The organism is Vibrio crassostreae 9ZC13, assembly GCF_000272045.2.
GTDB lineage: Bacteria > Pseudomonadota > Gammaproteobacteria > Enterobacterales > Vibrionaceae > Vibrio > Vibrio crassostreae_C.
In genome coordinates this window covers 546,716-559,416 of sequence record NZ_AJYZ02000042.1, presented here as the reverse complement: position 1 = coordinate 559,416, position 12,701 = coordinate 546,716, and the positions used below count along the sequence as shown (strand labels likewise).

The window sequence follows — 12,701 nt, the reverse complement described above, 5'->3', positions numbered from 1 at the left end:
GAACTCGGCACTTAGCCTACTAGGTTAATCGATTAAAAAGCCACGTTGACTATAAGCGTCAACGTTAGGCTTCCACAAATTAGCTCGTGGTGAGAGATGAGCGCTAAACAGACCCAGCTTCGGCTGGGTTTTTTATTGCCTGCAATTTGGAGAAGGGGGGAGTTTTGGTGTTGGTCGTTGATTGGAAAGCGAGATTCCCTATCACGCTCGCTCCTCACTGTAGGGAGTGACGGGAATTGGGAAATGATGGTTTCCTCGCTTACTACATCGAAGCAGTCTTTCGTCACCCCAGAATCGAGTAGAACGAGATATCAGGGATCTCTTCTGACTTTATATTCAACACTACGCTCATTAACTTAAATAATGGGGCAACTTTAGCGAATGTCGCCCTATTAATTGAAGCCCGATCACACTTTCCTTTGTTGTTGAAAAGAATATGAAAAAAAGCGCATTTTTTATTAAAGCTTCTAATTAAGGCGCCGTTAAAGGGATTGAGAGAAATGATATGTACCAATGTAAGGTGAGAGAGACACTGGTGCATAAACAAAATTGACATGTATTAGTGTGAGGTGAGAGTCACATAAGTACATTAAAAAATGCCTAAAGGAGATCAACTATGGCGATTAATGTAAGCACAAATGTGTCTGCAATGACGGCTCAGCGCTACCTAAATAGCGCGGCTGAAGGTACTCAAAAATCAATGGAGCGTTTGTCTTCTGGCTATAAAATCAATAGCGCAAAAGATGATGCTGCAGGCCTACAAATCTCTAACCGCTTAACGTCGCAAAGTCGTGGCCTAGATATGGCTGTGAAAAACGCGAATGACGGTATCTCTATTGCACAAACAGCTGAAGGTGCGATGAATGAGTCAACCAACATTCTGCAACGTATGCGTGACCTTTCTCTTCAATCTGCAAACGGTTCAAACAGCAAGTCTGAGCGTGTTGCTATCCAAGAAGAAGTATCTGCTCTAAACACAGAACTTAACCGTATCGCTGAAACAACCTCTTTTGGTGGTAACAAGCTTCTTAACGGTACTTACGGTAGCCAATCTTTCCAAATCGGTGCTGACTCAGGTGAAGCGGTAATGCTTTCTATGAGCAACATGCGTACTGACACTCAAGACATGGGTGGTAAGAGCTACGGTGTTACTGAAGGTAAAGATGCATCTTGGCGTGTAGGCGCTGGCGCTGATCTGACTATCAAATACAACGATAAGTTCGGTGAAGCTCAAGAGCTATCTATCTCTGCTAAAGAAGGCAACGATATCGAAGAGCTAGCAACTTACATTAACGGTCAAAGCCAAGACGTTAAAGCGTCTGTAGGTGAAGGCGGTAAACTACAACTTTTCGCTTCTAGCCAAAAAGTTGAAGGTGATGTTGAGTTTGGTGGCAGCCTTGCAAGTGAGCTAGGTATTGGCGCAGGCAAAGATGTAACCGTAAATGACATCGACGTAACATCAGTTGCAGGTGCAAACGAAGCAGTATCTATCATTGATGGTGCTCTAAAATCTGTTGATAGCCAACGTGCTTCTCTAGGTGCTTTCCAAAACCGTTTTGACCATGCAATCAGCAACTTAGACAACATCAACGAAAACGTTAATGCGTCTAAGAGCCGTATCAAAGATACCGATTACGCGAAAGAAACAACAGCTATGACGAAGTCTCAAATCCTACAACAGGCGAGTACTTCTATCCTAGCTCAAGCAAAACAGTCACCATCAGCAGCTCTAAGCTTATTGGGCTAAACTTACCTCGGTAAGTAGCGGTAAACTCTACTCTGGGTAGAGTTTTACTGTTTGGCTCATAAAGGAGGGAGGGAGAGTGTTATGGAAATATCATCCAACGCATCGAACATCCAGCCTTATGGCTCACCTAATGGCATTAAAATTGCAAGCGATGAAGGTAGTAGTGCGTCGAGTCTTTCGCGACTAAAAGAAGCAACACCTTATGACAAGGTAGAGAAATCGAAAGAGGAAGCTACCGAAGCGGCGATTCAATTAGCTCAACATAGACAAGAGTTAAATGATGAAGAGCGAGTCAAAATGGTGGAGAAGGTAAACGAGTTTATCTCCTCTCTCAATAAAGGTGTGGCTTTTAAGGTCGATGAAGAATCTGGGAGAGATGTGGTTACCATTTATGAGACCACAACCGGTGATATTATTCGCCAGATCCCTGATGAAGAAATGCTTGAAATTCTAAGACGCCTAGCAGCCCAAAACTCGAATAGTCGAATATTTGAGGTGAAGGTTTAAGTCGTATTATTGAGGTGATTTAATGAGTTTTGGCCCAATGGGGATTTCGTCTGGCATGGATATCAATTCCATGGTCAGCAAAATTGTTGATTCGGAGCGTGTACCTAAACAGCAACGAATCGACAATGAACGAACGCGAATCGATACCAGCATTAGTGCCTATGGAAGACTCAGAGAATCCCTTGATTCGATGAAAAACCTGATGACAAACTTTCGTCAGGAAAAAGCTTTTGCTGTGCGAACAGTGGAAAGTACCGATGAAGCGCTTGTCTCTGCAACCGCGACTACCGAAGCGATCGCTGGCAAATATGCCATCGATGTGTTGCAGCTTGCCCAAAGCCATAAAGTGGCTTCTGATGTACTGTCAGAGGACATGAAATTTGGCCCAGGTAAGCTGCAGGTTTCGCTTGGTGATGACAGCTTTGACGTGCAAGTTGGCGACAGATCGAGACTTATCGAAGTTGTTCGTGGTATCAACGGTGCAGATAGCAACCCAGGCGTTCGTGCATCTATTATCAACGATGTCGAAGGTCCAAGACTTATTATTGCCTCGAACCAGTCTGGTTCAGATCAGCAGATCAGCATTAATGTTGAGTCAGATGCTGCCAATCCCTTAAAAAAACTCGAATATAAAACGCTTGAAGAACGTGTTAAAGCGCTAGAGAAAGCGCGCGTTGCTGCTCAAGATATTCTAGCTCTAACCCCTGCAGGAAAAGCCGTCGAACTCATTGATGAAGTGATCGCTAGCGATGACCCAAATGCGAATGAAACACTCGATAAAGATGGCAATATCATCCCTGCAGCCCAAACCGACTCTACTTCAGATGCTGACGGAGACTCTCAAAGTCTCAGCTACGGTGAGCAAGCCGCAGCCGACGGCCAAGCAGCCCTAGACGCAGCTCAAGCGGCAAAGTCGGTGATGCCTGAAGACAATATCCCTGGCTGGACTGAAACCGCGTCAGGTACGCTTTTAGATTCTTACTTCACACCAGAACTTGAGCTTGATGAAAAAGCGATAGAGAAGGCACCCGATGTGCCGGGGTGGTCAAATGCTGCCTCAGGTACTCTGACCGATTCATACGTGACACCGAAAGAAGCCCAACAAAAGCTTGAGGCTGAGCAAGCGCGTATCGAAGAGAAGATCTCACAAGAAAAAGCGGAGTTGGCTGAGAAAGTTCAAAAAGGCGAACTCACCGCAGAGCAAGCCAAGAAAATTGAGCGTGCCAAATTAGAACCCGAAGAGCGCGAGCTCTTAGAGAAGGTCGATAAAGCGCAAGCAGACCTTGAACAAGCACAGCAATCTTTTGATACCTATAGTGGAATGACTGAAGTTCAGGCTGGCCAAGATTCTATGGTTGTCCTAGATGGTGTTGCTCAACTCTCTAGTAATAACAATGTGATTGAAGATGCCATTGAAGGTATTGATATTACGGTGAAAGGAAAAACGCCAAAAGATAAGCCGCCGGCAGAAATTGGTGTGGAGTACGACCGTAATAGTGTTCGCCAAGACATTGAAGCTTTTGTTAATTCTTATAATCAGTTTTACCAAGTGTCTAAAAACTTGGCGGGTGTTGACCCAACGACTGGCCAAAAAGGCCCGCTTTCTGGTGACAGTACCGTGCGTAACGCCGACTCACGATTAAAAGGTGTGTTCTCATCAAGCATTGAAGGCGCGCCTGATAACCTAAAATCTTTGACCGAGTTTGGTATCACGACCACAAGACAAGGCTCGCTAGAAATCAACTACGATATGCTTGACCGTCAACTCAACAATAACTTTGATAAGTTGGGTGAGTTCTTTGGTGGCAACAACGGTTTCGCCAAAAAAGTGGAAGATGCGATTCAAGGTATCACAGGTATCACGGGTTCAATCCGTACTAGAGAAAAGAGCTTGGTCGAGCAAAACTACCGTTTGGTTGATGACCAAAGCGCGCTCGACCGCCGCATGGACAGCCTAGAGAGCCGTACCCACTCTAAGTTCACAGCCATGCAAGATGCGACCAGTAAGATGCAATCTCAGCTGGGCAGTATGATGAATGCGTTGGGCTAATAGATGAATAGCCAGCTACAAGAGCTTTGTGAACTCGATCAACTAATTATCTCTAAACTGGAATTTAGTGAAATTAATGCTGAAGAAATAACGCAGCTTGTCGATAACAGAGAACAGTTATTGCAAAACGTGCTTCAAATAATCGACTCACATCCCGACGTTAAGCAAAGTTCTGAATGGTTTGAAGCCATTACCAGAACCAGAAAATTAGTCGAATTGATGCAGTCTGAGACGAGTCGAGTAGGTAAGACCCTACATAAATACCGTCACGGCGCTAAATCAGTTCAACAATACAAAAAGTTTTTATAGAAGAGGTTTACTATGCGCGGTTCTTTACAGGCATATAAAAAGGTATCAGTGGATAGTCAGCTAACGGCTGCCTCACCGCATAAGATTGTACAAATGCTAATGGCCGGTGCTATCGAGCGTTTGATTCAAGGCAAAGCGGCAATGCAAGCAGGCAACATCCCAGTGAAAGGTGAGCGACTTGGTAAGGCTCTAGATATCATTATTAGCCTACGTAGTTGCCTATCTATGGACGATGGTGGCGATATTGCGAAAAACCTAGATCAACTTTATGAGTTCATGATCACGCAAATTTCTGCGGCAAATCACAAAAATGACCCACAGCCTATTGATGATGTTATCGATATTATTCGCGAAATTAAGAGCGCTTGGGACCAAATTCCGAACGAATATCACAACTTGACGTCCGCTGACGTAGGTATTTAAAGAAAAATTGCAGTTTTAACCAATCTCATATCCCTTAATTGGTTGGTTGCCTTATTTTTTTAATCAAATAAAATAGAAGCCATTAGATAGCCTAATGGCTTTTTTCGTTGCTGATTTCCTAAATTTGTCCACGTAGACCATAATCATTGATACATCTCACTGTTTTATAGACTACGTTGCTCACCGTTTTTCCGCATCGCACCAAAATAAAGGCAATAATTCCTACTTATGCAAGGTTTGGCAAAACTGCTTGTCGTCGACGATAACGCTCAAGATCGTCACAATTTAAGCACAATATTAGAGTTTGTAGGAGAGAGCTGCGAAGTAATCAGCTCTGAACAAGCACGTAAAGTTGACTGGTCACTACAGTGGGCCGGCTGCATTATTGGTACCATTAAAGGTAAAGGCTTCAACGCATTACTGAATGAGAAGCTTGTTCACGCCAATCACATCCCTTTACTGGTGATTGGCAAAAACAATCACCCGGTTGACGAGTTGACTAACTATGTTGGTGAGCTTGAACTTCCTCTTAACTACCCGCAATTAAGTGATGCATTAAGACACTGTAAAGACTTCTTAGGCCGCAAAGGTGTTCAAGTTGTGTCTTCGGCACGCAAGAACACCCTGTTTCGCAGCCTAGTAGGACAAAGTGCTGGCATTCAAGAAGTACGTCACTTAATTGAACAAGTCTCTTCTACGGAAGCGAACGTGCTGATTCTTGGTGAATCTGGTACAGGCAAAGAAGTCGTAGCGCGTAACATTCACTATCACTCTAAACGTCGTTCAGGGCCTTTTGTTCCTGTAAACTGTGGCGCGATTCCACCTGATTTGCTTGAAAGTGAACTGTTTGGTCATGAGAAGGGCGCATTTACTGGGGCGATTACCGCACGTAAAGGCCGTTTTGAATTGGCTGAAGGTGGCACACTGTTTCTTGATGAAATTGGCGATATGCCGATGGCGATGCAAGTTAAGCTGCTACGAGTACTGCAAGAGCGATGCTTTGAGCGTGTAGGTGGCAATAGCACCATACAAGCTGATGTTAGAGTGATTGCGGCAACCCACCGCAACCTTGAAGATATGATCGACGATGATTCGTTCCGTGAAGATCTTTACTACCGCTTAAATGTATTCCCGATTGAAATGCCGGCGCTTCAAGATCGTAAAGAAGATATTCCACTGTTGCTTCAAGAGCTGATGACTCGAATGGAAGCGGAAGGCAGCATGCCTATCTGTTTCACGGCTCGTGCTATCAACTCTTTGATGGAGCATTACTGGCCAGGTAACGTTCGTGAACTAGCGAACCTGGTTGAACGAATGGTTATCTTGTATCCAAACAGCTTGGTTGATGTGAATCACCTGCCAACTAAATATCGATACAGCGATATCCCTGAGTTCCAGCCAGAGTTTAATAGCTTTGGATCTGAAGAGGAGCAAGAGCGTGATGCACTTGCTGACTTATTCTCAGAAGATTTCAGTTTTGATCAGCAAGATGATATTGCCGACAATGCTAATGCGCCTCAAGAGTTACCGCCAGAAGGGGTTAACTTGAAAGAGCTACTCGCGGATATGGAAGTGAATATGATCAATCAAGCGTTGGAAGCGCAGGGCGGCATTGTTGCTCGTGCTGCTGACATGCTTGGAATGCGTAGAACCACTCTGGTTGAAAAAATGCGTAAATATAACTTGCAGCGATAGTGTCCAGTTTTCGATGAAAACGAAAAACTAGCACACACTTTTTAGCTATTTGGTAACTCTAGCTAAGTGAACAGATAAACCATAGTCGAGTTGTTGCTTGCTTAACTATGTGATAAATATAGCAAATAGCCTGACTCGTGTTGTACGTCTCAGGCTGTTTTAGTATTTGAGGCAAATTTTTGACATGCGCGTATCTAACGAACCAGAAAATCAATCACACCTAGATTCTGTTGAACAGCAGGTTGAGCGCTATAAGCAAGTACTCGACGTGATGCCAGCTGGGGTTATCTTGTTAGATACACACGGCGAAGTGAGAGAAGCGAACCCTGAAGCGCATCGTATTCTTGGTGTTGAGTTGGTTGGCGAGAAGTGGTTTTCAGTGATTCAAAGTGCCTTTGACCCAAAAGACGATGACGGTCATGAGATCTCATTGAAGAACGGGCGAAAAGTGCGTTTGGCGATTTCAGCCTCTACCACGGGTCAGCTGATTTTGATTACCGATCTGACCGAGACCCGACTATTGCAGTCTCGCGTGAGTGATCTTCAGCGTTTGTCTTCATTAGGTAGAATGGTGGCCTCGCTTGCCCATCAAGTGCGAACGCCGCTTTCAAGTGCGATGCTGTATGCATCAAACCTTGCCGCGCCAAATCTGCCGCCGGCAACAAAAACGCGTTTTCAATCTAAGCTTATGGATAGATTGCATGACTTAGAGAAGCAAGTGAACGACATGCTGTTGTTTGCCAAAGGTGGTGACAACAAAGTCGTTAAGCCATTTACTGTGGCTGAATTGATCACTGAATTTCACCCTATGGTGGAAGCGGCATTGAAAACTAACCAGATTGATTATTGCCAAGAAGTTGAGGGCGAACAGACTCAAATGTTCGGCAACGCCAATGCTATCGCCTCAGCGTTAAGCAACCTAGTGTTGAACGCGGTTCAAATTGCGGGTAAGGAATCGCAGATCGATGTGTTTTTTAGGCCCGTAAATGGCGAGCTTAAGATATCAGTGCAAGACAGTGGCCCCGGCGTACCGAAAGAGCTTCAAGGTAAAATAATGGAACCCTTCTTTACCACTCGTTCACAAGGTACAGGTCTAGGCTTAGCGGTTGTACAAATGGTATGTCGAGCACATGAAGGCCGACTGGAATTGATATCAGAAGAAGGCGACGGCGCATGCTTTACCATGTGTCTACCGCTTGAAAGAAGTGCTTCTTCTGAAGACTAATAAGTTTTAACTGAATTTACACTGGAGAATCCTATGGCTCAAAGCAAAGTGTTAATCGTCGAAGATGATGAAGGTCTACGCGAAGCCCTTGTCGACACACTCGCGCTTGCTGGCTATGAATGGCTGGAAGCGGATTGTGCGGAAGATGCTCTGGTCAAATTAAAATCGAACTCCGTTGATATTGTCGTATCTGACGTGCAGATGGCGGGCATGGGTGGCTTGGCACTATTGAGAAACATTAAGCAGCATTGGCCAAATTTGCCGGTATTGCTAATGACAGCGTACGCCAACATCGAAGATGCCGTTGCTGCAATGAAAGAGGGCGCTATCGACTATATGGCAAAGCCATTTGCGCCAGAAGTGCTGCTCAACATGGTCAGCCGTTATGCGCCTGTAAAGTCGGATGACAATGGTGACGCTATCGTTGCTGATGAAAAAAGTATCAAGCTAATGATGCTGGCTGATAAAGTTGCGAAAACCGATGCCAACGTCATGGTGTTGGGCCCGAGTGGTTCTGGTAAAGAGGTGATGTCTCGCTACATTCACAATGCTTCTAGCCGAAAAGATGGCCCGTTTGTCGCGATTAACTGCGCGGCGATCCCAGACAACATGTTAGAAGCGACCCTGTTTGGTTATGAAAAAGGCGCATTTACTGGCGCTATTCAAGCTTGCCCGGGGAAATTCGAGCAAGCGCAGGGCGGTACAATTCTGTTGGATGAGATCAGTGAAATGGATCTTAGCCTACAAGCCAAACTACTGCGTGTTTTGCAAGAGCGCGAAGTTGAGCGATTAGGTAGTCGTAAGAGCATCAAATTGGATGTTCGTGTATTAGCGACCAGTAACCGAGACCTTAAACAGTATGTTTCTGAAGGGAATTTCCGTGAGGATTTATACTATCGTTTGAATGTATTCCCAATTTCTTGGCCACCACTGTGTGAGCGAAAAGGTGATATTGAGCCTTTAGCTAAGCACTTAGTTGAGCGTCATTGCACCAAACTTGGTATGCCTGTACCGGTTATGTCAGCGCAAGCGATCAGTAAACTCGTCAATTATCCGTGGCCGGGCAATGTTCGCGAATTAGACAATGTGGTACAGCGTGCGTTAATATTGAGCGAACAAGAGAACATCTCTGGTGAGCACATTCTTCTTGAAGGTGTCGATTGGCAAGACGCAAGCAGCCTACAACAAATCGTTGAAGGCACTGACGTAGCTGCGCCAGAAATCAAGCCGATTGCCGAAGCAAACCCAATCAATAAAATCGCGGCTAGCAGCGAAGGGTTAGGTAATGAGCTTAGAGATCAAGAGTATGCGATCATTCTTGAAACCCTGATTGCATGTAATGGCCGACGCAAAGATATGGCTGAAAAACTGGGCATTAGCCCTCGTACACTGCGTTACAAGTTGGCTAAAATGCGCGATGCTGGAATAGATATCCCAAACTGAGGATAGATTAGTAGTGTCAGCTTTCTGACTAGTGTAATACGATATCTAGTCAATTTAATGTGTGGCACGCTAATTGCTCTGTCAATAATATAGCTAAATAGATAGTCATAATTTTGACTCCTGAGGTAGTAGATGAGAATAGATGGTTTACAAGGCGAAATGCAGGCGATGATGGTCGAAGCTGCCAGCGCGCGTCCCGCAGCAACGGGGCAAGCGGTCGGTGCAGATTTTGGCAACATGCTGACTAATGCCATCAATAATGTGAACTCATTACAAAAGACTTCAGGTGATCTTCAAGCTCGTTTTGATAGTGGCGACCAAAGCGTATCCCTATCGGACGTGATGATTGCTCGTAATAAATCTAGTGTGGCTTTTGAGGCGACGATCCAAATTAGAAATAAATTGGTCGAATCGTACAAAGAGCTGATGAATATGCCGGTATAAGTTGGGTAGTTAAATAGTGGCAGATAATAGTCAAACAACAGATTTAACCGTAAGCGATAGCAACGACCACGCACTGATTGCAGGCTCTGAGCTAGACGGAGAAGGGCAAAATCCCGATTTAGGTGAACGCAGTTCATCGAAGTTCGATATGGCTGTCGGTGATCTCGATTTACTTCGTCAGGTCGTCTTAGTCCTTTCTATCTCTATCTGTGTAGCGCTGATTGTGATGCTGTTTTTCTGGGTAAAAGAGCCAGAAATGCGTCCATTAGGGGCTTACGAAACAGAAGAATTGATCCCCGTTCTTGATTACTTGGATCTGCAAAAGATCCAGTACACGCTTGAAGGCAATACCATCTCAGTACCGGCGAGTGAGTACAACTCATTAAAGCTTAATATGGTACGAGCGGGTTTGAATCAAGAGCGAAACGCGGGTGATGACATCCTCATGCAAGACATGGGTTTTGGTGTATCACAACGTTTAGAACAAGAACGCCTTAAATTAAGCCGCGAAAGACAACTTGCCAAAGCCATTGAGCAGATGAAACAGGTGCGTAAAGCTCAGGTTTTATTGGCCCTGCCGAAGCAGAGTGTTTTTGTACGTCATAATCAAGAAGCCTCTGCTTCTGTATTCCTAACTCTAAAAACAGGTACTAACCTCAAGCAGCAAGAAGTTGATTCTGTTGTGGATATGGTGGCAAGTGCCGTTCCGGGAATGAAAACCTCACGTATTACGGTGACCGATCAGCATGGCCGATTGTTGAGCTCAGGCTCTCAAGACCCTATGTCAGCGGCGCGTCGTAAAGAACACGAGTTAGAGCGCAATCAAGAACAAGCGCTGCGTGAAAAAATTGACTCCATCCTGATTCCTATTCTTGGGTTTGGTAACTACACCGCTCAGGTTGATATCCAGCTCGATTTCAGTGCTGTGGAGCAAACCAGAAAACGTTTTGATCCGAATACACCGGCGACTCGAAGTGAATACACCTTAGAAGATTACAACAATGGAAATACGGTGGCGGGTATTCCGGGTGCGTTGAGTAACCAGCCTCCAGCGGATGCCTCAATTCCACAAGATGTGGCTCAGATGAAAGACGGCGCGATGACAGGTCAAGGCTCTGTTCACAAAGAAGCGACTCGAAACTTTGAGCTAGACACCACCATCAGTCATGAACGTAAACAGAGCGGCACGGTTAATCGTCAGACGGTTTCTGTTGCGATCAAAGACCGCCAATCCTTGAACCCAGATACGGGTGAAGTGGTTCATACGCCAATCCCGGCGAGCGAAATCAATGCGATTCGCCAAGTACTGATTGGTACGGTGGGCTTTGATGAAACTCGTGGTGATTTGCTCAACGTATTAAGCATGCAGTTTGCACCTCAAGTAACAGATGTTGTTGCTGATGTGCCAATCTGGGAGCATCCAAACTTCAATGATTGGGTTCGTTGGTTTGCAAGTGCCTTGGTTATCATTGTGGTGGTGTTGGTACTTGTTCGCCCTGCAATGAAGAAACTGCTTAACCCAGCAGCAGACAACGATGAACAGATGTACGGACCTGATGGCATGCCAATTGGTGCCGACGGCGAAACCAGCTTAATTGGTGGTGATATTGAAGGTGGTGAGCTGTTTGAATTTGGTTCAAGTATCGACTTACCAAACCTTCATAAAGACGAGGACGTGCTGAAAGCAGTACGTGCACTTGTAGCGAATGAACCAGAGCTAGCAGCTCAAGTAGTTAAGAATTGGATGGTAGATGGCTAACGAAATAGTTCCACAACAAACTGAAGGCGGTGAAGTGCTTGATGTCTCTAGCGTGGATATCGGCTCTATCTCAGGCGATGAGCGCGCTGCGATCTTGTTGCTCAGTTTAAATGAAGAAGATGCTGCTGGTATTATTCGTCACCTAGAGCCAAAGCAGGTTCAGCGTGTGGGTAGTGCGATGGCGCGAGCTACAGACCTATCCCAAGAGAAAGTAGGCGCTGTGCACCGTGCTTTCTTAGATGATATTCAGAAGTACACCAACATTGGTATGGGCAGCGAAGACTTCATGCGTAATGCGTTAGTTGCTGCTCTGGGTGAAGACAAGGCGAATAACCTTGTTGACCAAATCCTTCTCGGCACAGGTTCGAAAGGTTTGGATTCGCTTAAGTGGATGGATCCTCGTCAGGTGGCGAGCATTATCATCAACGAGCACCCTCAAATTCAAACTATTGTGTTGTCGTACCTCGATGCCGATCAATCGGCTGAGATCCTGTCTCAGTTCCCAGAGCGAGTTCGTCTGGATCTGATGATGCGTATTGCCAACCTTGAAGAAGTTCAACCTTCGGCGCTTGCTGAACTGAATGAAATCATGGAGAAACAGTTCGCGGGTCAAGCGGGTGCTCAAGCTGCCAAAATTGGTGGCCTGAAAGCCGCGGCTGAGATCATGAACTACATGGATAACAACGTGGAAGGCGTCTTGATGGATCAAATCCGTGACCAAGACGAAGACATGGCAACACAGATTCAAGATCTGATGTTTGTCTTTGAAAACCTTATTGAAGTTGATGACCAAGGTGTTCAACGACTACTACGTGATGTTCCACAAGATATTCTACAGAAAGCACTTAAAGGTGCAGATGAAGGTCTACGTGAGAAGATCTTCAAGAACATGTCTAAACGTGCTGCCGATATGATGAGAGACGATATTGAGGCGATGCCGCCAGTCAAAGTCTCTGATGTTGAAGCGGCTCAGAAAGAGATTTTGGGTATCGCGAGGAAGATGGCAGACAGTGGCGAAATTATGCTGTCTGGTGGCGCCGACGAGTTCCTTTAATACAGAAATCTCAAAAGCCCCACACTGTTGGGGCTTTTCTTTATC

General features: G+C 45.4%; 11 protein-coding genes. All 11 read left to right on the top strand.

The window, feature by feature from the left end:
* Positions 1-616: 616 nt before the first annotated feature.
* A complete protein-coding gene (locus A136_RS21200; RefSeq protein ID WP_017064125.1) occupies positions 617-1,747 on the top strand; it encodes a flagellin in 1,131 nt (376 codons plus the stop codon).
* A gap of 81 nt (positions 1,748-1,828) precedes the next feature.
* Entirely contained in the window at positions 1,829-2,254 is a 426-nt protein-coding gene (flaG, locus tag A136_RS21195; protein WP_017064124.1) for a flagellar protein FlaG, read from the top strand.
* 22 nt (positions 2,255-2,276) lie between these two features.
* On the top strand, positions 2,277-4,304 hold the full coding sequence (gene fliD / locus A136_RS21190; protein WP_017064123.1) for a flagellar filament capping protein FliD: 2,028 nt from the start codon (positions 2,277-2,279) through the stop codon (positions 4,302-4,304).
* A 3-nt stretch (positions 4,305-4,307) separates the two neighbouring features.
* Positions 4,308-4,613 (top strand): flagellar protein FliT, encoded by a 306-nt coding sequence (locus A136_RS21185; protein ID WP_017060688.1) that lies wholly within the window; start codon positions 4,308-4,310, stop codon positions 4,611-4,613.
* Positions 4,614-4,625: 12 nt separating this feature from the next.
* On the top strand, positions 4,626-5,036 hold the full coding sequence (gene fliS, locus A136_RS21180; RefSeq protein WP_004736194.1) for a flagellar export chaperone FliS: 411 nt from the start codon (positions 4,626-4,628) through the stop codon (positions 5,034-5,036).
* A gap of 228 nt (positions 5,037-5,264) precedes the next feature.
* Complete coding sequence (locus tag A136_RS21175) at positions 5,265-6,731, top strand: sigma-54 dependent transcriptional regulator (protein WP_017064122.1); 1,467 nt, start codon at positions 5,265-5,267, stop codon at positions 6,729-6,731.
* A 184-nt stretch (positions 6,732-6,915) separates the two neighbouring features.
* Positions 6,916-7,956: a sensor histidine kinase gene (locus tag A136_RS21170; protein ID WP_017060686.1), complete on the top strand. Its 1,041-nt coding sequence runs from the start codon at positions 6,916-6,918 to the stop codon at positions 7,954-7,956.
* Between the two features lie 33 nt (positions 7,957-7,989).
* The gene (locus A136_RS21165; RefSeq protein ID WP_017064121.1) at positions 7,990-9,399 is read left to right on the top strand and encodes a sigma-54-dependent transcriptional regulator; all 1,410 of its coding nucleotides are present in this window, start codon (positions 7,990-7,992) and stop codon (positions 9,397-9,399) included.
* 132 nt (positions 9,400-9,531) lie between these two features.
* Positions 9,532-9,843, top strand: coding sequence for a flagellar hook-basal body complex protein FliE (gene fliE / locus A136_RS21160; RefSeq protein ID WP_017060684.1), 312 nt, complete (start codon positions 9,532-9,534; stop codon positions 9,841-9,843).
* Between the two features lie 16 nt (positions 9,844-9,859).
* Positions 9,860-11,602 (top strand): flagellar basal-body MS-ring/collar protein FliF, encoded by a 1,743-nt coding sequence (fliF, locus tag A136_RS21155; protein WP_017064120.1) that lies wholly within the window; start codon positions 9,860-9,862, stop codon positions 11,600-11,602.
* Positions 11,595-12,656 carry a flagellar motor switch protein FliG gene (fliG, locus tag A136_RS21150; protein ID WP_017060682.1) on the top strand — a complete coding sequence of 354 codons (1,062 nt, stop codon included), beginning with the start codon at positions 11,595-11,597 and terminating at the stop codon, positions 12,654-12,656. Before fliF ends, fliG begins: the two co-directional genes overlap by 8 nt.
* The last annotated feature ends 45 nt before the right edge of the window (positions 12,657-12,701 follow it).